The 23,201-nt window shown below is 57.4% G+C and carries 19 protein-coding genes and 1 tRNA gene; 10 read left to right on the plus strand and 10 right to left on the minus strand.

The features are described from left to right. Position 1: 1 nt before the first annotated feature. The 4 genes from ACFC5L_RS00475 to ACFC5L_RS00490 all read right to left on the minus strand — a co-directional run bounded on the left by ACFC5L_RS00475 (position 2) and on the right by ACFC5L_RS00490 (position 3,882). Positions 2 to 661, minus strand: coding sequence for a hypothetical protein (locus ACFC5L_RS00475; RefSeq protein ID WP_375202247.1), 660 nt, complete (start codon positions 659 to 661; stop codon positions 2 to 4). A gap of 17 nt (positions 662 to 678) precedes the next feature. Then, positions 679 to 1,743 carry a VPLPA-CTERM sorting domain-containing protein gene (locus tag ACFC5L_RS00480; protein WP_375202246.1) on the minus strand — a complete coding sequence of 355 codons (1,065 nt, stop codon included), beginning with the start codon at positions 1,741 to 1,743 and terminating at the stop codon, positions 679 to 681. A gap of 118 nt (positions 1,744 to 1,861) precedes the next feature. Continuing rightward, entirely contained in the window at positions 1,862 to 2,830 is a 969-nt protein-coding gene (locus ACFC5L_RS00485; RefSeq protein WP_375202245.1) for a fumarylacetoacetate hydrolase family protein, read from the minus strand. Next, a complete protein-coding gene (locus ACFC5L_RS00490; RefSeq protein WP_375202244.1) occupies positions 2,827 to 3,882 on the minus strand; it encodes a Rieske 2Fe-2S domain-containing protein in 1,056 nt (351 codons plus the stop codon). Before ACFC5L_RS00490 ends, ACFC5L_RS00485 begins: the two co-directional genes overlap by 4 nt. Before the next feature lie 168 nt (positions 3,883 to 4,050). Between ACFC5L_RS00490 and ACFC5L_RS00495 the strand changes: the two genes are divergently transcribed. The 3 genes from ACFC5L_RS00495 to ACFC5L_RS00505 are packed head-to-tail and all read left to right on the plus strand — an operon-like array spanning position 4,051 to position 8,525. Next, positions 4,051 to 5,502, plus strand: a complete 1,452-nt coding sequence (locus ACFC5L_RS00495) for a DODA-type extradiol aromatic ring-opening family dioxygenase (protein ID WP_375202243.1) — start codon at positions 4,051 to 4,053, stop codon at positions 5,500 to 5,502. Further along, positions 5,499 to 6,215: an alpha/beta fold hydrolase gene (locus ACFC5L_RS00500; RefSeq protein WP_375202242.1), complete on the plus strand. Its 717-nt coding sequence runs from the start codon at positions 5,499 to 5,501 to the stop codon at positions 6,213 to 6,215. Before ACFC5L_RS00495 ends, ACFC5L_RS00500 begins: the two co-directional genes overlap by 4 nt. A 36-nt stretch (positions 6,216 to 6,251) precedes the next feature. After that, positions 6,252 to 8,525 (plus strand): TonB-dependent receptor, encoded by a 2,274-nt coding sequence (locus ACFC5L_RS00505; protein ID WP_375202241.1) that lies wholly within the window; start codon positions 6,252 to 6,254, stop codon positions 8,523 to 8,525. Between the two features lie 56 nt (positions 8,526 to 8,581). Here ACFC5L_RS00505 and ACFC5L_RS00510 read toward each other — a convergent pair whose 3' ends face one another. From ACFC5L_RS00510 to ACFC5L_RS00520, 3 genes are all read right to left on the minus strand, one after another. Then, complete coding sequence (locus tag ACFC5L_RS00510; protein ID WP_375202240.1) at positions 8,582 to 9,274, minus strand: TetR/AcrR family transcriptional regulator; 693 nt, start codon at positions 9,272 to 9,274, stop codon at positions 8,582 to 8,584. 198 nt (positions 9,275 to 9,472) lie between these two features. Further along, a tRNA-Val gene (locus ACFC5L_RS00515) sits at positions 9,473 to 9,547 on the minus strand. Between the two features lie 64 nt (positions 9,548 to 9,611). Continuing rightward, positions 9,612 to 10,784, minus strand: a complete 1,173-nt coding sequence (locus tag ACFC5L_RS00520; RefSeq protein ID WP_375202239.1) for an ATP-binding response regulator — start codon at positions 10,782 to 10,784, stop codon at positions 9,612 to 9,614. 176 nt (positions 10,785 to 10,960) lie between these two features. Between ACFC5L_RS00520 and ACFC5L_RS00525 the strand changes: the two genes are divergently transcribed. Continuing rightward, positions 10,961 to 13,720, plus strand: coding sequence for an ATP-binding protein (locus ACFC5L_RS00525; protein WP_375202238.1), 2,760 nt, complete (start codon positions 10,961 to 10,963; stop codon positions 13,718 to 13,720). 22 nt (positions 13,721 to 13,742) lie between these two features. On the opposite strand, the gene ACFC5L_RS00530 is transcribed toward ACFC5L_RS00525, so the two are convergent. Further along, the gene (locus tag ACFC5L_RS00530; RefSeq protein ID WP_375202237.1) at positions 13,743 to 14,408 is read right to left on the minus strand and encodes a helix-turn-helix domain-containing protein; all 666 of its coding nucleotides are present in this window, start codon (positions 14,406 to 14,408) and stop codon (positions 13,743 to 13,745) included. Between the two features lie 232 nt (positions 14,409 to 14,640). Here ACFC5L_RS00530 and ACFC5L_RS00535 point away from each other — a divergent pair, with 232 nt between their 5' ends. After that, positions 14,641 to 14,841, plus strand: a complete 201-nt coding sequence (locus ACFC5L_RS00535) for a phosphoglycolate phosphatase (protein WP_375202236.1) — start codon at positions 14,641 to 14,643, stop codon at positions 14,839 to 14,841. Here ACFC5L_RS00535 and ACFC5L_RS00540 read toward each other — a convergent pair. Further along, positions 14,838 to 15,515, minus strand: a complete 678-nt coding sequence (locus ACFC5L_RS00540) for an HAD-IA family hydrolase (protein ID WP_375202235.1) — start codon at positions 15,513 to 15,515, stop codon at positions 14,838 to 14,840. The two genes, ACFC5L_RS00535 and ACFC5L_RS00540, sit on opposite strands and share 4 nt — an antisense overlap. Positions 15,516 to 15,654: 139 nt before the next feature. On the opposite strand from ACFC5L_RS00540, the gene glmU reads away from it, so the two are divergent. The 4 genes from glmU (at position 15,655) to gor (ending at position 19,715) form a co-directional block, all read left to right on the plus strand. Next, positions 15,655 to 17,004, plus strand: coding sequence for a bifunctional UDP-N-acetylglucosamine diphosphorylase/glucosamine-1-phosphate N-acetyltransferase GlmU (gene glmU, locus ACFC5L_RS00545; RefSeq protein WP_375202234.1), 1,350 nt, complete (start codon positions 15,655 to 15,657; stop codon positions 17,002 to 17,004). A 6-nt stretch (positions 17,005 to 17,010) separates the two neighbouring features. After that, positions 17,011 to 17,709 (plus strand): ribose-5-phosphate isomerase RpiA, encoded by a 699-nt coding sequence (gene rpiA / locus ACFC5L_RS00550; protein ID WP_375202233.1) that lies wholly within the window; start codon positions 17,011 to 17,013, stop codon positions 17,707 to 17,709. Between the two features lie 93 nt (positions 17,710 to 17,802). Next, complete coding sequence (locus ACFC5L_RS00555) at positions 17,803 to 18,321, plus strand: hypothetical protein (RefSeq protein ID WP_375202232.1); 519 nt, start codon at positions 17,803 to 17,805, stop codon at positions 18,319 to 18,321. A gap of 8 nt (positions 18,322 to 18,329) precedes the next feature. Further along, the gene (gene gor, locus ACFC5L_RS00560) at positions 18,330 to 19,715 is read left to right on the plus strand and encodes a glutathione-disulfide reductase (RefSeq protein WP_375202231.1); all 1,386 of its coding nucleotides are present in this window, start codon (positions 18,330 to 18,332) and stop codon (positions 19,713 to 19,715) included. 28 nt (positions 19,716 to 19,743) lie between these two features. Here gor and ACFC5L_RS00565 read toward each other — a convergent pair whose 3' ends face one another. Continuing rightward, complete coding sequence (locus ACFC5L_RS00565) at positions 19,744 to 20,265, minus strand: invasion associated locus B family protein (RefSeq protein ID WP_375202230.1); 522 nt, start codon at positions 20,263 to 20,265, stop codon at positions 19,744 to 19,746. A gap of 189 nt (positions 20,266 to 20,454) precedes the next feature. Here ACFC5L_RS00565 and acnA point away from each other — a divergent pair, with 189 nt between their 5' ends. Beyond that, entirely contained in the window at positions 20,455 to 23,130 is a 2,676-nt protein-coding gene (gene acnA, locus ACFC5L_RS00570; RefSeq protein ID WP_375202229.1) for an aconitate hydratase AcnA, read from the plus strand. The last annotated feature ends 71 nt before the right edge of the window (positions 23,131 to 23,201 follow it).

A 23,201-nucleotide genomic window follows, 5' to 3' on the forward strand; every position in this document is an offset into this window, starting at 1 on the left:
ATTATCCGTTGCTCCGTCTTGGCGGAATTTTTGCAGCGCCGCAAAGTCCTTCAGCGCGGAGTTTGGTGCAATCGGAATGGTAATCCGTGGAAAAGTCCATTGTGTGGGAGCAGCTTGCTTGTGGGCTCCACGTCGCCGGATTAGTCGAGGTGCTTCTAAGTCTGACAATACTCCACACATCTTGCGCATGGGGCCGCTGTACGCAGCAGGAATTATATTCGATGGTGCGTTTAATATCGCCATAAAGATTGACGTCAGGCTGGTCTGAACGCGCCCAATCATTAACCTTTGCTTGCGCGCGCGAGCCGCTAAACGCCGTGACGCATCCCCCAATGCGCTCCGCCATGGTCGAACTCCAACGGTGCTCCCAAATCCAGCGGCCGCATGCCACGATAGCATTTTTGGCGTCTTTTCTGCATTCATGGGCTTGAGCTTTTCTTTTGCAAAAACCGCGTCCTTCAAGATCAACAACCATTTCTGCGGGCGCCGCCGATGCGTTGCCTGATTTTATATGCTCGCCCTTTTTGTTCACCCAGGCGACGGAGGCTGAGTATATAGCTCCGGAACAGCCGCGATGAATGTCGGCACTGGCTTGTGAGGTCATAAGGCAAACCGCTATGGCGACGGAGAGTGCTTTAGAAAGTTTGCTGTGCGGCGTCATTTTAGCCCCCTGCTTTTCTAGATTTGGTCGACATAAGTTGACGACAACGCGTCGTGATGCTGACTTCGTTTCCGCTTGGCGCCGGCGAAAGCACCAACGCCGCCAAGAAAGAGCAGCGCAGAGGCTGGAAGCGGAACCTCCGCAACAGACGGATCGATATAGCTCGTCATCGTGCTTTGTGACTGGAAAAAACTCAGTCTCAAGCTCGAACTCGGATACATCATCACTGAGAAGAGGAAGCGGCCTACTGCGCTTAGCGCTCCCTCTGTCGGCGCTCCTAAGCCCATCGCGGAAACGCTGGCTTCATAATAAACGCCATCGAACAGGACATTGCTTGTCACTAAATTTTCAGAGACGGACACGCCGGGATCAGCATCGTCAATTTCGCTCGATCTTGCAGAGGGCCCAAAATACTCAAGAGCCACAGTCCCGCTTGTAATAAAAGAAAGACTGAAAACGGCCTCAGCGATTGACTGAGACCCAAAATCGTCCGTGGACGCCATGAGATCCACGTCAAAACCGGTGCTGATGGAAAAGGCGTATGCCGTCGTTTCACTCGTATTTGTTAAAATCAAGTCGCGGCTGAACTCAAAACCGCTTGACGCGCTGGCGTTGACGGCGAGGTCCGCGAAGTCAAGGTCAGCAGTGCTCGTCAGTATTCGATCATTCAGGACTGGTTTGCCATTATCATCGGGCGTAACCGTCGACTCGACATAATAAAGCCCTCGCGCCTGATCGCCATCCGGCTGCGTGGTTTCATCGAACGCCGTGGCGATGAACGGTGTTGGGGGATCCGTGAAGGGATTGCCAACCTGAGCATAGCTATCGGTGGTGTTCACGGCGGACGCATCATCCACGGCGCTGTCCGCGCTGCCCGTCACGATGACAGCGACGCCGGGCGGAATCGAAATGTCGTCAGCAATGACGCCGCTATTGACCTGCAGACCGGCGTTCGTGGAAGCCGATGCGCCGATATCCAGCGTCGCCGCGTGAGCGACCGCTGTCATGCTCGAAACGGATAATGAAGCCGCAATCGCGCAAGGCGCGGCGATAGATTTGAAAATACGCAACTGTTTGGACATTGAGCCCACCCCATACAAACCAAACTGGCTCAAAGGCTAAATGCCCCGCCAGCGGCAGGCATGGGAGAGCGCACTTAATTTACGTGACGAACTCCCCCATTTTTCGGGGAGGCTCATGTCATTTAGCGCTTGCGAAAGACGTCCTGGGATCTAGCGCATCAACCCGTCGAATAGGCGATTCCAGACGCCCTAACGTTTCGATCTCAATTGTCACCTTGTCACCGAATTTATTGAGGTTTCCATAGGAGATTGGCCGGCGATGTTCATCCGGATGAAGCGCGGTGCCAAGCGGAATGACGTCGCCCGGCTGCAGCGTTGCATGTTGAGATATCCAGCAGATGACTTCCGGTATGGAGAAATGATACGCGCTGGTATTGTCGTCCATCAGAACGTCGTCATCCAGCCAGCACCGGACGCGCAGCTTCATCGGATCGGGCACATCCTTCTTGTGCACGATATAAGGCCCCATGGGCGCAAAACCATCAGCGCTTTTGTAACGCCCCTGATAGACCACATGTTCAGTCGTTGGCGTGAAGCCGCCCTTGCCGTCGGGGATAGGGTATTCGGCGACGAAACGGTCTTCCTTGCGCATACCCACTGATGTGATGTCGTTGAAGATCGTGTAGCCAAAAACATGCTCCATCGCCTCATCAATAGAGACGTTCCTGGCTTGCTTGCCGATAATGACCGCCACTTCTGGTTCGGGATGAACAAGACCGTAATGAGGGTAGAGGTCTACGGCTTGCAGGTGCCCGGTAAGCGCCGAAGGCAGTTTCGGAAAGTAGACAGGAAAATCTGGACGATAGGTAAGCTGCGAATCCGCGGCGGAATTGTTGAGCGCGATACACAGAATTTTCGTGGGATCCGGGATCACAGCGGCCCATTCCGCATTGCCCGCATTAATTAAATCTTCGTCGCGTTCAGTTTCGTAATTTTGCGCCGCCGCCAGCGCTTCATCGCCGAGTTCAATAAAATGGCGCACGCTATCGCAACCCAGATCGAGCGCTGACAAAGAAACAAGCTTTCCGGGCGCATATTCAAAAACGCCGACACGCCGGCCATCCATCACAATCGTCGCCAGCTTCATGAGCGCGCCGCTCCGCCGGCGGCCTCATCCGCTTCTTCCTTCAGCAATTTCTTGATCATGCGGCGCGCCTGAATCGCGGCGGCGTCGGTCGGCAACAGCACCGGATCCATCTCCCAGAAATCACGGCCCGCCATGCGCTCCTGCACCGCGCGAATCATGGGTCTGTCTTCATCCTGGAAGGCGCGGGTCGCAAACTCCTCCATCACCTCGCTGACCTTCGGATTGCCGCGACTGAAGTTGCGGAACATTTTCCAGAAATAATGCGACGTCTCTTCCGTCTCCGGCGTGATGATATGCACCGTCGGCAAGGCGTTGCCATCTTCGCGGCCATGACCGGTCGGCATGACGCCGACATCGAGAAAAAAGGTCGCCGGCGCGTCCCAGCGCATTTCAAGCCATGTGTCTACATGCACCTTGCCGGTCGCTGCGCCTGTCGCCGTCCAGATCGGCGGCGGCGGCGCGTCGAATGTTGAGAGGAGCGAGTAAACCCGGTCGCCATCGCGCCGAAGATTCGTTTCCGTTCGCAGATCCGGCGTCGGCGCCAATGTGTCCGGATGCAGATAGGCGCCATGCGTAAGATCGAGAAGATTGTCGAGGATTAAATCCCAGGCGAGAGGCATATGCATTACATGTCCGCCGGAAAAATCATATGTGTCGGTTTCATTGAGCCAGGGAAATTCAGGGATCGCCGCCTTGTCGGCGCGCGCCGGGTCGCCGAGCCACACCCAGATCAGCGTGTCTTTCTCCGCCACGGGATACACCTTGACCGCCGCTGACTTTGGAACGGTCCCATCGCCATGGGGATTGTGAACGCACGCGCCTTTGTCATTAAACCGCAGACCGTGATAGCCGCATTCGATTTCGCCGTTGACGATTTTTCCGCGATGCAATGGCGCAAACCGATGCGGACAAGTGTCGTTCAACGCGACAATAGAGCCGCCCGCCTTGCGGTAAAGCAATATGTGTTCATTGGCGATAGTGCGCGCAAAGGGTTTATCTCCAACCTCCTGCGACCAGGCGGCTGCATGCCAGACATTCTTGAGCAAGGCCACGCTCAGTTCCTCCCGATTGCAAACCGAAGCACTTAGATCTGACCGCCGTCAGGGTGCGCTTTTCCGTTTATGGTATCAAATTTTTCAACTTGACGAATTGTTCAATTTGGAATTAGCTACAAACCGGAGCGCAAAGTCAACAAAAAAACAGCGCCCGGAGGAGAGTGAATGACGGGCGACTTGCAAAACAGCGCCGCCGGCGTCGATTACGAAGTGCGCCGCCTCGTCCAGCAATACTGGGCGCGGGTCGACCGGCAGCCCGGCGCTGAAAAAGATTTTGCAGACTTCTTCTCTGAAGACGCCGTCATGCGACTGGCTGCGTTAACCCTCTCGGGACGCGAACAAATCGTCGACTTTCTTCGCAAGCGCGAAACAGCCAATGAGGCGCAGAAGCGCGTCACGCGCCATGTGGTTTCAAATTACCGGATGTCTCTGACAGGCGACCGCACCGCGAGGCTTCATGCAACCCTTCAGGTTTACGCCGGCGCCGGAACTTTGCCGCTTCCTTCGGAAGCGCCGAGCGGCGTTGGCGACTTCGAATTTCACTGCGCCCGAACGCCTGACGGGACCTGGCGCATTGTGAAAATCGAAGGCGACAGCATTTTCGCCGGTGACGCAGCGCCCGCCTTCGCCAAGGGCAAAAATGAAGCCTCCGCCATGCGCGACGCTTTTTGCGCCTGCGTTCCGCATGCGCCGATGCTGAAGCTTCAGGCGCGTCATCACAATGAAGATTTCTGGGCGGAATATGACAGGCTGGTGAGCGAGTTTCAGAAATACGAGCCGGAGCTGGTCATTGTTTTCGGCGGCGATCATGTGAACACCATGCATCTGTCGCTGATGCCATCCTTCGTCATCGGCCAGTCCGCCGAAGCCATTGAGGATTGGGGCGGCGCGCCCGGCGCGCTTGACGTGCCTGCGGACCTCGCCATCGATCTGGCGGACAACTTGGTCGAAAAAGAATTCGACATCGCCACCTCTTACGCGATGAAGGTGGATCACGGCTTTTCCGCCGTGCTTGAAGCCTTTCTTGTCGGCCGGCTCGATTCAATCCCCGTCATTCCGGTTTTCATCAATTCCCATTACCGCCCCCGCCCATCGCTGAAACGCTGTCGCGAACTTGGGGAGGCGATCGGGAGCTGGGCGTCGTCGCTTGGCAAGCGCGTCGCCTTTTTAGGCTCGGGCGGTCTCTCCCATGACGTCTCCATGATCTTTCCGCAATATGAAGACGCGCCGAACGAGGACGTGCGCGACATCATGGTGCATGGGCACGAAAAGCTCGGCCTCAATTTACAGGAATCGCTCGAGACAGTGCGCCAGATCATGACCGGACATGCCGAGGACCTGTTGAAAGGCGGCGAAAGTCCTGTTGCGGCCAATCCGGACTGGGACAAGAAATTTCTCGACGCTTTTGCCGGCGATCTCCGTGCATTCGATGCGTGGACGGACGAACTTGTCCTGGCCGGCGGCGGTTCCGGCGGCGGCGAAGTGCGCATGTGGATTGCAGCGGGAGCGGCGAGCCTCGCCGCCGGCTCCAGCCCTATTGAAATTGACTTTTTCACGCCGCAATCGACCCTTGGGTTCGGCCTTGGCCTGGCCCATGCGGGAAAGAAACGCGCATGAACGATCGCGCCGCACTTCCTCCGGTCTTGCTCGCTCATGGCTGGGGCGGTTCGTTCGACGCCACCTATGGCGCAGCCTTCTGGCATGACATTTTCGCCGATGCCGGGCTCAGCGTCGCCGGCTTAGACCTACCCGGCCACGGAAGGCGGCCGGCGTCCCATGACGCTGCAGACTACGGCGATCTCGCGGGCGCGGCGGAGAAAGACATTAGGGACGACATCGAGGACGCGGTTGGGTTTTCGCTCGGCTCCAAGCTACTTCTCGAACTTGAATGCCGTAAGCCGGGGCGCTTTCGCCGCCTCGTACTGGGCGGCGTCGGCGCGAATGTCTTTGCGCCGGAACGCGGTGTTGAGGCCGTCGCGGATGTTCTCGAATCCGGCGCTGTCGACGACGCGCCTGAACCCGTCAAAATGATGATCCGTTACGCGGCGCCGAGCCGTAGCGATCCTTTAGCGCTTGCCGCCGTACTGCGCCGCGCGCCCAATCCGCAGTTCACCCGCGAGCGCCTTGCGCGCGTCAAAGCCAAAATTCTTTTCATCAATGGCGAAAACGACAAAGGCGTGGCGCCGGTTACAGAGCTCGCTGACTGCATTCCAGGCTGCGCTTCAATGACGCTATCGAAAACAGGACATATCGACTTGCCTGACGATCCGCGCTTTGCGGAAGCGGCGGCCGCGTTCCTGTCTGAAAACATAAACGCAAAACAAAAATAAAAACACATAACAGTAAGAAGGATTAGGGAGGCAAACATGAGAAAATTCAAAACGAAGCTTTACGGCTTCGCGGGTGCGGCTGCGCTTGTTTCGGGAGGGCCGGTTTTTGCGCAAACCAGAGACGACGGCGACGCGCCCGCCAGCGCACGCTACGGCGTCGACGACATTGTCGTCACGGCGCAGAGGCGCGAACAGTCCTTTCAGGAAACGCCGCTTTCCATTCAGGTCCTCGACCCCGAAGCCATGGCGCGGGGCCAGCTCAGCCAGGCGGTCGATCTTAACCGCCTTGTGCCGGGCATCCAGATCGGCGCCGGCGGCAACGCCGCGCAAATCTATATCCGCGGTGTCGGCGACTTCGCGGCGAGCGCCCTTTCGAACCCTGCCGTCGCTGTCAATATAGACGGCGTCTATATCGCCCGGCCGCAAGGCGTGAACAGCAGCTTCTTCGACCTCTCACGCGTGGAAGTGCTCAAAGGTCCACAGGGAACACTCTACGGCCGGAACGCCTCCGGCGGGGCCATCAACCTCATCACCAACAGGCCAGAGCTCGGCGAGTTCGGCGGTTATGCGACCTTTGAATACGGAAACTATTCGCGCAAGCGCGGAGAAGGCGCCCTCAATGTTCCCTTGGGCGAGAACGCCGCCCTACGAGCATCATTCGGCGTGATCGATCGCGACGGCTATCTTTCCGACGGCAATGACGACGATGTGAAACAGGCTTTTCGCGTGCGCTTCCTGTGGGAGCCATCCGAAACCGTTTCGCTTCTTCTGAACGCCGACTACGCCGACGAGGACGGCCGCGGTCCGGGCACCGTATTCCTGCCGCGCATCCCCGGCACGGACCCTTGGGATTCATCGTCCAGTCCGGAAGCCAATGCGATCCTCACCACGACGCCGCCGCTCGGCTTTATCGTGCCGCCCGTAGGAACGGACAACTATCGCGACAACCAGTTCTGGAGCGTCAGCGCGGAGCTTAATGTCGATCTCGGCTTTGCAACCCTGACCGTGCTGCCCGCTTATCGCGACGCGGTCATTTCCGAACGCAACTATCCGGCCGGCCTGCGCAACACCATTCCCGAAGGCACGTCGGAAGCGACCTCGGTGGAGGCGCGCCTCAGCAACGAAACCGACCGCTTAAGCTGGGTCGCAGGTTTCTATTTTTTCAGTGAAAAACAGGTGTCCGAACAACAGATTTACGAAGGCATTCTGCAGGACAATATCATCCATTTCGCACCGGACGTGAAAAGCTATGCTGCTTTCGGCCAGGCTACATTCAGCGTCACCGACTGGGCGCGTATTACGGGCGGATTACGCTATACGGATGAAAGCTCCACCGTTATAGGCGACATCTACACCAACAGCCCCGCCAGCGTTCCGCCGATGACGCCGCTGCCGGCGTTGCTTGTAGAGTTCGGCGGAAAGACAAGCTTCGACTCGCTCACCTGGAAAGCAGGCGTCGAGCTCGACATCGCTCCGGACAGCATGGTGTTCTTCAACGCCAGCACAGGCTTCAAGGCGGGCGGACACAACCAGACGGTGGAGCCGCTCGCCACCTATGACCCGGAAAAACTCCGCGCCCTGGAGCTTGGTTTCCGCAACCGTTTCTTCGATGGCCGGTTGCAATTCAACGCCGAACTCTTCCACTGGACCTATGAGGACAGCCAGGTTGCCTCAGTCGTGTTCGACCCTTTGGGCAATGTCAGCCTTCTCACCCAGAATGCGGGCAACGCCAAGATCAAGGGCGGCAATGTCGACATCATCGCCATGCCGACGCCGAACGACACGCTGCGTTTCTTCGTTGAGTACAACGACGCGAAGTATAACGAGTTCTCCTACGACACGGCGTTCAGCATTTTCGGATCGCCGTTGTTCAATCCGGCCTCGACGGGTTGCACACCCAGCGCCCCGTTCCCCGGCGCAACCTTCGGCACGCTGGTGACGACGCTCGATTGCAGCGGCTTTCAACTTTCCAGAACGCCGAAAGTCACGGCCACGGCAAGCTATGACCATGTTTTCGAATTGGGCGGCGGGGCCACGCTGACCCCCCATGTGGACATGCAATATGTGTCGAGCCGCTGGCTCAGCACGGAATTCGTTCCCAACGTCCGCGCGGACGACTACACACTGCTCAATGCCGATCTCAGCTATGTGTCGCCGGACGGGACCTGGTCGGTCAGCCTTTTCGGCCGCAACCTGACCGACAAGCCCTATTATACAGGCGGCAGCCTTCAGGCTTTCGTGCCGCCGCTTGCCTATGTCACTATCGGCGCGCCGCGCACTTATGGCGGCAGGGTGACATTCAGCTTCTGATTTTATTATTATTAGCGAAGAAAAAGGGGCCCGTTCACGGGCCCTTTTTATGCGGTTTACACTTCTTCGGACCAGAAATTCACTGGACTCGATTCATCGGCGTCCATAATCGGCTCAAGTTCAGGAAGCGCGCTGCGGACAATAGCGCCCGCGCGCGATTTCGTAACGCCAAGGCCAGTCAAAATCGAAAATGCCACATCTTCGGGATAATCCTTACGCGCACGCCGATAAAGAATGTCCAAGGTGGCGCCGAGACTGGCGCCAAGCAGCAGCGACTTTCCAGCTTCGGCGTTTGCGACGTGAAATTCACCGCTATCGATGCCCTCTTGAATGGTCGTTTTGACGCGTTTTGCCGCTTCAGGTCCGAAAATCTCCTTGTCGATACTGGTGTGGAGCATCGCCCATCCCCAGTGCGGATTCTGTCTGGCGGCGTGAAGGTGATAGCGGATCGCAGCTCCCGTTCGGGCCGATACCGTCGTCAGGCGTTGCATCTGTTTTTCAACGGCGACTTCAAAATCGGACGACAATTCGAAAGACAAAGCGCCGTAAAAGTCTTCAAGTCCGCTGAAGTAATTGTAAAATGTGCCACGCGAGACGCTAGCCTCGGCGCAGATGTCCTCAATCCGCTGGAAACGCCCATGCTCTTGGCCAATGAGATGAAACCCAGCGCGGAGCATTCCCGCGCGCGTGCGCCTGCGGCGTTCCACGCCGATTTCTGCGCGCCGTACAAGATTGACTTTCATCGCCATCCGTCGTTATCCGTAAAGCACCTGCCAACATTCCTGTTATTGTCGGGAAATGCAATAAATACAACCAATTGGCATAAGGTCGGTTTGAAATTTAGATTACTTGATCGTTACTATGCACTCAGGTTTCAAGGCATGCTATGCTGGGGACGTCAGCAACATTTCACGCAAATGCTATTTGCTATTATTCTATTCTCAAAATGGTGGGCGCGACTGGGATTGAACCAGTGACCCCTACGGTGTGAACGTAGTGCTCTCCCGCTGAGCTACGCGCCCGATCCGGAATGACGGCTGCCCGCCTCCCGGAGGAAGGCTGTTCATACTCATTTGACAGAATGGGTCAAGCGACCTGTTGCCGCTCACCGCTGTCGCCAGCCCCTGCCGCCGACGTTGTCATAATGCGAGACTTCGGCATCATGATGATCGCCCGCGCGCCTTCATCCGGTCTGGAATCAAGGCGAAAAGACCCGCCATGGGCGTCAGCGATGACCTTGACCAGCGGCAGGCCTAGCCCAAGCCCCTCCCGGGAACGGCGCAACGACATATCGAGCTGAGCGAATGGCGCGGTCAATTCCTCCATCCGTTCCGCTTTGACCCCGGGACCATTGTCCTTGACCATGATGGCGAGACCGCCCTGGCGCGTGAGAGCAGCCCCAAGAACAATCTCAACGCCGCGCGGCCCGAACTTAACGGAATTGTCCACGAGCTTTCGGATCGCCCGGGCGAGAAGAGCCCGGTCGCAACAAACTTCGACCTCACGCGAACACAGCTTCAACGAAACCGACGCTTCAGCGAGACGCAAGGTTTTTTCCACACCGGCGAGCGCATCGTCCACCAGGACGCCAAGGCTCACATCGGTTTCGTTGAGCACAATCGGACCGGAACGCGCATCGGACGCAAGCAGCATGTCCGACACTGAGTTCAACAAGCGGCGACCGCCGTCAACGATATAGTCTGCGTACTCTTTATGCAGATTGTCATTCTGTTTTGAAAACTGGTCAGCGATGATTTGGCCGAAACCGATAATAGCGTTGAGCGGTGTCCTTAATTCATGGCTCATCACCGACATCAGGCTATCCTTGAATTTCGCGCCCGCTTCCGCCTGATCGCGCGCCGCCTTCAACGCCTTACGGTCATCATTTGCGCGCAAGACGAATTTCACGGCGTGATGGAACAATGACCAGTTCATCGGTTTGGCGAGAAATGATGTGGCGCCAGCCGCAAAGGCGCGATCAACGGCGTCGCCGCGATCGCTTGCCGTGATCACCATGACCGGCGTTTCTCCGATAGCGCTGTCGCTGCGGATAGCTTCCGTCAGTTCAAAACCATTCATGACCGGCATGTCCAGGTCGGAAATGACCATATCGGCGCCTTCTCTTTTAAGAAGGCTCAACGCTTCAGCGCCGTTGCAGGCGGTTACAACCTGGTAACCCGCCTCAAGCAACTTCGCGTTGGCGAGCTCACGCATAATCGCATCATCATCGGCAAGTATGATCTTCCGCTCGGCGTCCACGGCTGGCTGATCTCCCACATGCGGCGCACAAAGAGGTGCGTCCGACGGCCGATTAACGCAAAATTATCTTAACAAGCGATTTCCACCCCGTTCATTCATCTTCGGGAAAGCAAATTTCAAGCAATTGCCGCCAATATCGCCGTCTCGCACCGTGGCGGGGGAAGAGGCCTTTGAGCATGTCGAAGCGCAAACAGACCCTGCGCAGCCGGTTAACCACGCTTGTCATCGTCGCCATATTTGGCGCCGTGGCAATCGCCACGGCCTCCTCGGTTATGCGTGAAATGAGCCAATTCGGCGCGGGTAAGCGCGCGGAACTCTACGCCTCGGCCAATATCTTCGCGACGGCCATTTCCGAAACTGTCTATGAAAAAGACAAAGCGGCGACACTGAACTCTCTGCGCGCCATCTCTTACATCCCAAGCATCGAATATGTACGCGTTTCTCTCTCGGAAGATGTGACATTTGTCGAGCTTGGCAGCGCGACAACGGTTCGCAATGACGGCGTCAAGCTTTTCGAGGAGAACACAGCGCTTGGCATGCTGACGTCGCGGTCGGCGACCGCCACAGTGCCGGTCATTCGTGGCGGAGAAACCATTGCGTATCTGACACTCCACGCAAACACCAATTCTCTGTCCGAGCGTATTGGTCAGTTACTTTATGACGCTTTCGTCGCCGCCGCTTTCGCGGGCGGAATCGGCGTCCTGATCGCGCTGAAAATGCAGCGCACGATCACACAGCCCATTCTAAATCTGTCAAAAGTGATGGGACGTGTGCGCGAGTCTGATGATTTTTCCGTGCGGGCAAAACCGGTGGAAGACGAAGAAATTGCGCAGCTGGTCGACACATTCAACACCATGCTCGACCAGATTCAGGAACGCGACAGCAAGCTGCAAACACACCAGCGCACGCTGGAGAAAACCGTTGACATCAGAACGCAGGAAATGCGCAAAGCGAAAGAGTCCGCTGAGGCCGCCAATATGGCGAAGTCAGATTTCCTTGCAACGATGAGCCACGAAATCCGCACACCGATGAACGGCATGCTCGCCATGGCGGATCTGCTCAGCAAAGCCAAATTGGCGCCGCGTCACAAGCGCTATGCAGAAGTGATTGCGAAATCAGGCCAGAGCCTTCTGGCCATCATCAACGACATCCTCGACTTTTCCAAAATCGAGGCTGGCCGCCTTGAACTGGAAACTATCCCTGTGCGCCCCGCCGATATTCTGGATGATGTGGTCAGCCTTTTCTGGGAACGCGCCGCTTCGAAAAATATCGACCTCGCGGCCTATGTGGCTGCGAATACACCGGAAGTGGTGGAAGGCGATCCGGTGCGCATCAGTCAGGTTCTTTCAAATCTCGTCAATAACGCGTTGAAATTCACCGAAGAAGGTCATGTTGTCGTCTCCGTTTCGCTGAAAGCCGGTCATGAAAGCTCGGAAAACGCAGAAGGCGTTCTAGAATTTTCCGTCTCCGATACGGGCGTCGGCATCGCCAAGGACAAACAGGCGGCGATTTTTGAAGCCTTCTCGCAGGCCGACCAGACAACGACACGACGTTATGGCGGCACCGGCCTCGGCCTCGCCATTTGTCAAAAACTGGTGGAAGCGATGCAAGGCGATATTGGCCTCACCAGTAAACCTGGAAAAGGCTCGCGCTTTTTCTTCAGTATGAAAACAAAACTGTTGTCCTCGCCGCCCAAAATCCGCAAAGCTGAAGGCGAAAAACGCGCCGTTGTCGCGATCGACGGCGATGCTGCGCCCAAAATGTTGGCGCTATATTTGCGCGAAAGCGGCGTCATTCCACATGTTGTCGAAAAAGGAGCAGATTTCGGCGCACATATCGCCTGCGCTGATATGATTTTCGCATCACCGGCATTTTATCATGTCTATCAACAAACTATCAGCGAGGGTAAGGCGCAGTGGATCCCTGCGCGCATTTGCGTTTGCGAGTTAGGCGACACGGCGCCGGATGAACTCGTTGAAAACGGTGTTGTTGAAGATATTCTATTGGCCCCGCTTTCCCGTAAGGAAGTGATGGCGCAGATTGGACGAATCTTTGACGATGCGCTTCGCGGCAAAGCAGCGCTCGTAAACACAGAAAATGCCAGCGACGGCCACGTTGTCTTCAAAGGCCAACATGTGCTTGCCGCCGACGATAGCGCTGTGAACCGCGAAGTCGTTCAGGAGGCGCTGTCGCGTCTCAACCTTAAAGTCACGCTCGCAGGAAACGGCAAGGAAGCGCTTGCGCTCGCGCAACAACAAGAGTTCGATCTGGTGCTGATGGATTGCTCTATGCCCGAAATGGATGGCTTTGAAGCGACCATGGCGCTGCGCGCCTTTGAGCAGCACAAAGGCCGAATGCGCGTGCCCGTTGTCGCGCTCACCGCCCATGTCGCTGGCAAGGAAAATGACTGGCGCGCGGCCGGGATGGACGACTATCTGACCAAGCCCTTTACTCTGGACTCTCTAAGCACGGTGCTGACCAACTATCTCGAAAGCAGGCCCGATGGTGCGAAAGAGGAAGCCCCAACTGTAAGCAGCGAGCCCGCCGCAACGACAACGACAGAAGACGGTCTTGTGTTTGATCCCGCTGTGCTTGACCAAATCGCCGCCATGCAAACGTCGGGCGTCAATCTGCCCGTCAGGGCGTTACATCTGTTCGAGGAACACTCCCAAGACGCAATTCGCCAATTGGCTGCGAGCCTTAAAGGCGGAAACAAGGAACAAATCGCCAAAGCGGCTCATGCGCTTAAATCCATGAGCGTCAATGTCGGCGCGCGCGCATTAGGCGAGGCCTGCGCCGCTGTCGAACACGCCGCACGCGGCGGCGCTTCTACAAAAGAGCTTGTGGCGCTTTGCAAGGCCACGGCGGACCATTACCGTGACGCCCGACGCGCACTCCCTGCAACATTGAACCTGTATCAGAAAAACGCTGCCTGACCGTACCGCTTGACGCCATGCGTCAATGGACGCGGATCGAAACTCGTACACATCCAATGATGGAGATAGCGCGCGTTACGGCAATCACCGGGTGACCATCTTCGCTGGAGCAGGGTTCGAGCCTCGCCGCGCCGTCGCGACGACCGCGCCACCGGCGAAGGATCGGTGTCTCATTCACATGCGCCAGACAAAAATCACCGTCATCTGGCAGGCGGTCTTGATAGTCGATGACCACCACTGTATCCGGAAGAAATGCAAGGTCGACGGCAGGATCATTCACGAACACCGCGAAAAGCTTAGCCGGCCCGATCGTCACCGGAATGTAGTCTTCAGCCATCACATGCGGATCGGCGTTTGCATCCTGCGCCAGGAGCGATGCGGCGCGCAGCGAGATCACGGGAACATGGCGCACCGGCCGGCGGATATAGGCGGCGGCGGCGTGCTTATCGCTTTCCGCCGATGACCGGTCGCCGGCGGCGAGCCAGTCAAGCGGCGCGTCCAGCGCGTCTGCGAGCTTTGCAAGGGTGAGCCGCCGCGGGTCATGCACCCCACTCTCCCAGTTGGCGATGGCGGGCTGGCTGACGCCAACCTTGAGGGCGAGATCTGCCTGACTCATGCCCCGCGACTTGCGGGCCTGACGGATTCGCTCGCCGATGGATCTGGCGGCGGCTGTTTGCGGCAATTCCATAAGCGCCTCCCTGCTTATAAGTTTATCTTATATTATTTGACCCAGATGCGCTATAAAATTTCGCAGCACGCATATGAAGCGCACTCGTTACACCGCAAACCGTGAGAATATCACGCTTTTTGCCGTAAACTGACTGGTATAAAAAATATTTGGATAAGACTTGAAAAAATCAGTTTCCCTTATATCCTCAGCGCCGGTGGAAACGTTCAATGCATAGATCGGGGTTATTCAGATGACTGACCTGTGCGACAAAGACGGCGCAAACCGTCTCGCAGCAAAAATACAGGATTTCTGGCGCAAACGCGGCTTTGATGTCGTGGTGGAGATGAAAGACGAAGGCTTTGTCTCGACCATGCGGTCGGCCCGCACTGACCTGCGCTCCAACATGATCAACGGCATGCCGACCAAATTTGCGGGCGCTGAAGCCAGCTAGGTCCGCAGCGCAGAATCGATCAGCCGGGAGGCTTCCCGGTAATGCGAAAACCGCCCCGCCGCTTCGGCGGCGAGGGTGATCGGGCCGTAACCAAAATCCGCAACAAAACAGGGTAAATCAGCCGCTTTGGCGGCGCGAATATCGGTGTCGCTGTCACCGATAAAGACCGCGCGCCGGGCGCCGGTTTTTTCCAGGCAAAAACGCACGGGCGCCGGATCAGGCTTGGCCGCCACCGTTGTATCCGCGCCTACAATCGCGTCAAAAAGGGGCGAAACGCCAAGCGTCTCAATCAAAAGCCGCGCCATTTGCTCACGCTTGTTGGTGCAGATCGCAGCGCGGGCGCCGCGCGCCAGAAAACCCTCAATCATCTCGATCGCGTGATCGAAGGGGCGGGAATGGACAGCGATATTCGCCTGATAGTGGTCCAGAAATCGGGTCATCGCGAGATCGAGCTCCGCCGCCTCGGCTTCCCGGCCGGCGCTCACCATATAGCCGCGCATCAGCATCCGCCGCGCCCCATGCCCCACGAGATGGCGAACCTCGGCGGTCGGAACAGCGGCGAGCCCGGCCTCGCTAAGAGCGTGGTTCATGGCGGCCGCGAGATCTTCGACCGTGTCCACCAGCGTGCCGTCGAGATCGAAAAGAAGCGCCGTCCCCTTAAGGTCTTCCGCCATAACCCTGCCTGTTTTTTTCCTTTACGTCCCTCGGACGCGAATCGCGCCAATCCCTCAACTTGCAGGGCATAGGCCGCTTCGCCCTCAATGTGATAGACGACCCCGCAGATAAATCCGCTTCTGGAAATTGAGACCAACCATGACCGAACTCAAGACCGCCGCCGTTATTCTCGCTGCAGGGCATGGAACGAGAATGAAATCGGCCCTGCCGAAAGTCATGCACCAAATCGGCGGCCGGGCGATGATCGCTCATGTCATGGATGCGGCGAGCGCCCTCGCGCCTGAGCGCATGGCGGTCATCATCGGCGACCACGCGCCGGAAGTGGGTGAGTTCGCGCAAACAATCCGCGACGATGTCTCAGTCGCCGTCCAATCCCCCCCGCAAGGCACCGGCCATGCCGTCATGCAGGCCCTGCCCGCGCTCGAAGGATTTTCCGGCGCCGCGCTTGTCCTTTATGCAGACACTCCTTTGGTGACGCCGGAGACCCTTCGCGCGCTGTCCGGAGAAGTCGCCAATGGCGCCGCCGTCGCGGTGCTCGGTTTCTCACCCGACGATCCCGGCGCCTATGGCCGCTTAAAACTCGATGATAAAGGCGCGCTTGCCGCCATCGTGGAGGCGAAGGACGCAAGCGCCGAAGAACTGAACATCCCCTTATGCAACTCCGGCGTCATGGCGATCGATGCGGAGTTCCTACGAGCGCGCCTAAAAGACATCGACAACAAGAACGCCAAGAAAGAATATTACCTCACTGACATCGTTGCCCTCGCCCGCAAGGACGGAAAAAATTGCGTTGTTATCGAAGCGAGCGCGGAGGAAGTGCTGGGGGTTAACTCGCGTGTAGAATTGGCCGAAGCCGAAGCCGTCTTCCAGGACCGCATGCGCAAAACCGCCATGGAAAACGGCGCAACGCTCGCCGATCCATCGACGGTTCACTTCTCTTGGGACACAAAAATCGGCAAGGATGTCATCATCGGCCAGCATGTCGTTTTCGCGCCCGGCGTTGAAATCGCTGACAATGCCGAAATCAAGCCTTTCTCCCATCTCGAAGGCGCGCGCCTCGCCGGGAAAGCAAGCGCCGGGCCTTTCGCACGCCTGCGTCCCGGCGCAGACCTGAAAGCCGGCGCCAAAGTCGGGAACTTTGTTGAAATCAAGAAAGCGATCATCGGCGATAGTGCAAAAGTTTCGCACCTTACCTATATCGGCGACGCCGACGTGGGCGCCGACGCCAATATCGGAGCCGGAACCATCACCTGCAATTACGACGGCTATAACAAATACAAAACGACCATTGGCAAAGGCGCCTTTATCGGATCGAACTCGTCCCTTGTTGCGCCGGTGACGATTGGCGACGGCGCTTACGTTGGGTCCGGCTCAGTCGTCACGAAAGATGTAGCGCCCGGCGATCTGGCGGTCGCGCGTGGACGCCAGACGGCAATCAAAGGATGGGCCGCGCGCTTTCACGAAAATCACACGCCCAAGAAGAAATAGGAACAGATGATGGATAAAGACGCCGGCAAAAAACGCGCCGCCGAAGAAGCCGCAAAACATATTGAGCGCGGCATGACGCTGGGCCTCGGCACCGGCTCCACCGCGGCGCATTTTGTCGACATTGTCGGCAAGCTTGTTTCCGAGGGCTGGGACCTCCGCGGCGTTCCCACCTCGGAGGCGACGCGCGCGCAAGCGGAAGGGCTTGGCGTCGACATCATCGAACCGGACGAAACGACCGCCATTGACCTCGCCGTTGACGGCGCCGACGAAGCCGATCCGTCGCTCAATCTGATTAAGGGCGGCGGGGCCGCCCTCCTGCGCGAAAAAATCATCGCTCACGCAGCGAGGAAATTCATCGTCATCGCCGACAAGTCAAAGCGTGTCGCTGCGCTCGGCGCCTTTCCGTTGCCTGTTGAAATTTCCCCCTTTAGCTGGGCGCTCACTGTCGCCGCCATGCGCCGCACACTTTCCGATAACGGATTTGACGGCGCCCCATTGGAGCTGCGCTCGCTGGACGGCGCCCCGGTAAAAACGGATGGCGGCAATCTCATCATCGACTGTAAGCTTGGCCGCATCGATGATCCGGCCGCGCTCGAAAAAGCCCTCGCCGCCATTCCCGGCGTTCTCGAATGCGGGCTCTTTTGCGGCATGGCAGATATGGTGATTTATGGCGATGAAGGCGGGATCAGCATCGCAACCCCGTAAGCGCCTCTTGGGCTCTATCTTTTGACTTCCCGTTTCGTCTTTGCGCCCGCGCCGCCCCCGCGTTAGGTTGCCCTCGCATCAGGATCTGATTTCATGACCACGCGCTTTCAAAAGCTGCAGGAGGCGATCAAGGATTACGGCGCCGCTGCGTTCGAAAACCTTCTGCGCTGCAAGGGATTTGGCGAGGCGATCGTTGAAGGATTGCCCGGCTTTCTCGGCTGCTCCTCAGACTGCGTAACCGCAGTTCCGCCAGAGGGTCCATTTGATCCGCGCAAGGATTACGGTGAAGAGGCGTTCAGCTATCGTCACAAGGAAGTGATCGTATTGGAGCCGATCCAGTTCGGCGTCGCGCTAACCATCAAGAATATGGAAGATTCGGGCGCGCTCTGGCTCAGAACCGCGCTTTCCATTGAAGTCACCGGCGACAGTTTCGACGTCTTTGTGGCGCAGCAGCCAATCATTCACGTCCCGCTCGACTACAGTGACAAACTTGAGCCGGTCTTTGACGCGATCTATCGCGAATTCTTGAACACGTTCCAGCTTGAAGTGCTCGAGTTCAATGACAAACGTTTTGAAACCCGCATTGGCTTCGTGCCGGAAAAAGAAACATAAGGCTCTCCATGACCAACTATGATTATAACCTCTTCACCATTGGCGCCGGCTCCGGCGGCGTGCGCGCTTCACGGCTGGCGTCAAGCTATGGAGCGAAGGTTGGAGTCGCAGAAGAATATCGAGTCGGCGGCACCTGTGTCATTCGCGGCTGCGTGCCGAAAAAATACCTGGTTTACGCCAGCGAGTATGGTCATGGATTTCAAGACGCCAAGGGCTATGGCTGGAGCGCAGACAATGTCTCTTTCGACTGGTCGAAACTGATCGCGAACAAGGACAATGAGATCGATCGTCTTAACGGGATTTATATTCGCAATCTGAAAAACGCCGGCGCGGACATTTTCCAGTCACGCGCAACCATCAAAGACGCCCACACGGTTCATCTCGAAGCGGAAAATCGCGACGTCACCGCCGAACGCATTCTCGTCGCAGTGGGCGGCGCGCCATGGGTTGACGAAACCGTGCCGGGCCACGAACTCGGCATCACGTCAAACGAAGCGTTTCACCTTGAGGACCTGCCTAAACATGTCGTCGTCGCCGGGGGCGGCTATATCGCTATTGAATTCGCCTGCATCTTTAAAGGCCTCGGCGCTGATGTCTGTCTCGTTTATCGCGGTGAAGACATTCTCCGTTACTTCGACGCCGATGTCTCGACACAGGTGCACAAAGAGCTCCAGCGCCAGGGCATTCGCGTCATCACCCAGGCTGTTTTCGACAAAATCGAAAAACTGGATGGCGATCAAAAGCGCGTTCACCTTTCCACCGGCGTTCATATTGATACGGATTGTGTCTTCTGGGCCGTTGGCCGCAAACCGGTGACAAAAGGGCTGGGACTTGAAAACGCCGGCGTCGAACTCGACAAGAACGGCGCCATCAAGGTCAACGACCAGTCGCAATCTTCCGTCCCGAGCATTTTCGCTGTTGGCGACGTGACAGATCGCGTCAACTTAACGCCCGTCGCCATCCGTGAAGGCGCCGCCTTCGCCGAAACGTTCTACAATAATAATCCGACAGAAACCGATTACCGCTTCATTCCGAAAGCTGTCTTCTCACAGCCGCCCGTAGGCTCTGTCGGCTACGCCGAACATGAAGCGCGCCACGAGTTCAAAAATGTGGACATCTACAAGACCGAGTTTCGGTCTATGAAACACATCCTGACGGAGTCCGGCGAACGCGTCTTGATGAAAATCGTTGTCGATGGCGACACAGACCGCGTTTTAGGCTGTCACATTGTCGGCGAATACTCCGCGGAGATGATCCAGTGCGTCGCGATCGCCGTAAAAGCCGGCCTCAAGAAAAAAGACTTCGACGACACGGTGGCGCTGCACCCGACCATCGCCGAAGAACTGGTGACGCTTAAAACCAAATTCGTGCCGACGTCATCGGACACGCCGTAACACGGGATTTCCCGATTGCGGCTTTGCGCTAGCGGCACTCTGCCGCGGCGCGATCCAGAGCAGCCGACACGCCGCGCAGGGAAATCACATAGCTCGTCGCGGTGCCGCGCTGGGAAACGGCGCCGATGCGCATATCGGCGCCACGGCGCATGGCGTTGATCAAACGCTGCTCCTCGCTCGACGCTTCGATAAACGCCTCATTTTCCGAGGAATACATTTCCCACTTGTCTGAACCGATCCTGAGCGTCGGCTCCGGCTTGGCGTTGAGCGTATAGCCCGTCATAAGGCTTGGCTGCTCTTTCGCAGCGCCCGATTTCCAGGTGGCGATCAGGAAAAAGACGTCGCCATGATTGACCGATTTTGGCGATTTGTCCGCAGCTTCGGTCGCCGCAAAGCAGATTTTATCGCCGTCAGTCTCGCGCACGAAAACGCTCCAATCCCGATAAGTCGCCTTGGCCTCCGGCTGCTGGGCGACGGCGGCGCCTGTGGAAAATGTGACAGCAAGGCCGGAAAGCGAGGCGAGAACAAGGGCTAAGGACGAACGAGGCATGGACGCAAGGCTCCCTTCAGACGGACAGATATGGGGCGGGAAAACCCACCTTTTCGATGCTGATAACATAGTTCGAAATATGTCGCGACCGTGACCGGGCGGAGATTTTTGGGCGCCATTGCAAGCCTCAGGGCCTTGCGCCATAACGGCGCGGAATTTCACGGCTTTTTACCCTACTGGAGAGACTTGATGATACCCGGACGCGATTCCTTGAAGACAAAGAAAACGCTTTCCGCCGGCGGCGCGACCTATGCCTATTACAGCCTTGCTGAAGCGTCCAAACAGATCGGCGATATTTCCCGCCTGCCTTTCTCGCTGAAAGTCCTTCTGGAAAACCTCCTCCGGTTTGAGGACGACCGCTCCGTCACTGTGGACGACGTCAAGGCCTTCGCCGACTGGCTGAAGACCGGCAAGTCGACGCGGGAGATCGCTTACCGCCCGGCGCGCGTGCTGATGCAGGATTTCACAGGCGTTCCCGCCGTGGTCGACCTCGCCGCCATGCGCGACGCCATGAAAACGCTCGGTGAGGATCCTGAAAAGATCAATCCGCTGGCGCCGGTCGATCTCGTCATCGACCACTCCGTCATGGTCGATTATTTCGGCGGCCCGGACGCCTTCAAGAAAAACGTCGATCGCGAATATGAGCGCAACGCCGAGCGCTATCAGTTCCTGAAATGGGGCCAGGGCGCTTTCAATAATTTCCGCGTCGTCCCGCCGGGCACAGGCATCTGCCATCAGGTGAACCTTGAATATCTGGCGCAGACCGTGTGGACCGCGGACTATAAAGGCGAAACCTACGCCTATCCCGACACGCTCGTCGGCACAGACAGCCACACCACGATGGTCAATGGTCTTTCCGTTCTCGGCTGGGGCGTCGGCGGCATTGAGGCGGAAGCCGCCATGCTCGGCCAGCCGGTGTCGATGCTCATTCCCGAAGTGATCGGCTTCAAACTCACCGGCAAACTGCCCGAAGGCGCAACGGCGACCGACCTTGTTCTCGTCATCGTTGAAATGTTGCGCAAGAAAGGCGTCGTCGGCAAATTTGTGGAATTCTTTGGCCCGGGCCTCGATCATCTCGCCCTCGAAGACCAGGCGACGATCGCCAATATGGCGCCCGAATATGGCGCAACCTGCGGCTTCTTCCCGGTGGATGAGGAAACCTTACGCTACCTCAAAGCCACTGGCCGCTCTGACGACCGCGTGGCGCTGGTCGAAGCCTATGCGAAAGAGCAAGGCATGTGGCGCACGAAAGACACGCCCGATCCGGTCTTCACCGATACGCTGGAGCTAGACCTCGCCTCGGTTGTTCCCTCGCTTGCCGGCCCCAAACGCCCGCAGGACCGCATCGAACTGACCAAGGCGCCGCAAGGATTCGCCGCCGCTCTCGACAAAGAATATGGCAAGGCTGACGAAGCGAATAAGCGCGTCCCCGTCGCCGGCGAAAAATTCGACCTCGGCCATGGCGATGTCGCCGTCGCCGCCATCACGTCATGCACAAACACCTCGAACCCTTCTGTGCTTATCGCTGCAGGTCTTGTCGCGCGCAATGCGCACGCCAAAGGCCTGACCGTGAAACCGTGGGTAAAAACATCTCTGGCGCCAGGCAGTCAGGTCGTAACTGACTATCTTGACGCCGCGAACCTCACCGATGATCTCGATGCGCTCGGCTTCAACCTTGTCGGTTATGGCTGCACCACCTGCATCGGCAATTCAGGCCCGCTTCCTGAACCGATTTCCAAAGCAATCAATGAAAACGATCTTGCGGTCGCGTCGGTTCTTTCCGGCAACCGGAATTTCGAGGGGCGCATCTCACAGGATGTGCGCGCAAACTTCCTCGCTTCGCCGCCGCTCGTCGTCGCTTATGCCATTGCGGGCTCCATGAATGTAAATCTGACCACCGATCCCCTCGGTCAGGACAAGGACGGCAAAGACGTTTTCCTGAAAGACATTTGGCCCTCGAATAAGGAAATCGCCGAAGTCGTGCGCGAGCATGTCACGGCGAAAATGTTCGCCACGCGTTACGCCGATGTCTTCAAAGGCGACGCGCAATGGCAGGCGATCGACGCTGGCGACGGCCAGACATATCGCTGGCCGGCTTCAACCTATGTCGCGAACCCGCCCTATTTCGAAGGCATGACCAAAGAACCGAAACCGGTTGAGCCGATCAACAACGCCCGCGTGTTGGCGCTGTTCGGCGACTCGATCACAACCGACCACATCTCGCCCGCCGGCTCCATCAAGGCGGACGGTCCCGCCGGTGAATATCTGAAATCTCATCAGGTTCCGGTCTCGGAGTTCAACTCCTATGGTTCGCGCCGAGGCAACCACGAAGTGATGATGCGCGGCACCTTCGCCAATATCCGCATCAAAAACCAAATGGTTCCCGGCACCGAAGGCGGCGTGACCAAACACATGCCGGATGGCGCAGAAATGCCGATCTATGACGCCGCCATGAAGTACAAAGCCGCAAATACGCCGAGCGTCGTTTTCGCCGGCAAGGAATACGGCACCGGCTCCTCGCGCGACTGGGCGGCGAAAGGCACAATCCTCCTCGGCGTGCGCGCTGTCATCGCCCAGAGCTTTGAACGCATCCACCGCTCTAACCTCATCGGCATGGGCGTCTTGCCGCTGCAATTTAAGGAAGGTGACTCGTGGGAATCGCTTGGCCTTACGGGCGATGAAGAAGTCACCATCCACAATGTCGACAAAATCGAGCCGAGAACGAATGTCACCATTTCTGTAAAATTCGCCAATGGCGAAACCAAGGATGTAGATGTTCTCGTACGGATCGATACGGCCGATGAACTCGACTATTTCCGCCATGGCGGCATCCTGCATTACGTCATTCGCAATCTGGCGGCGTAAAGCAAACAAAATCAGGAATATAAGGCCCGGCAGGCTTTCCCCGCCGGGCCTTTTTATTTGCGCGTGACTAG

Origin of the sequence: Hyphococcus sp. (genome assembly GCF_041986965.1) — a bacterium.
Taxonomy (GTDB): Bacteria; Pseudomonadota; Alphaproteobacteria; order Caulobacterales; family Parvularculaceae; genus Hyphococcus.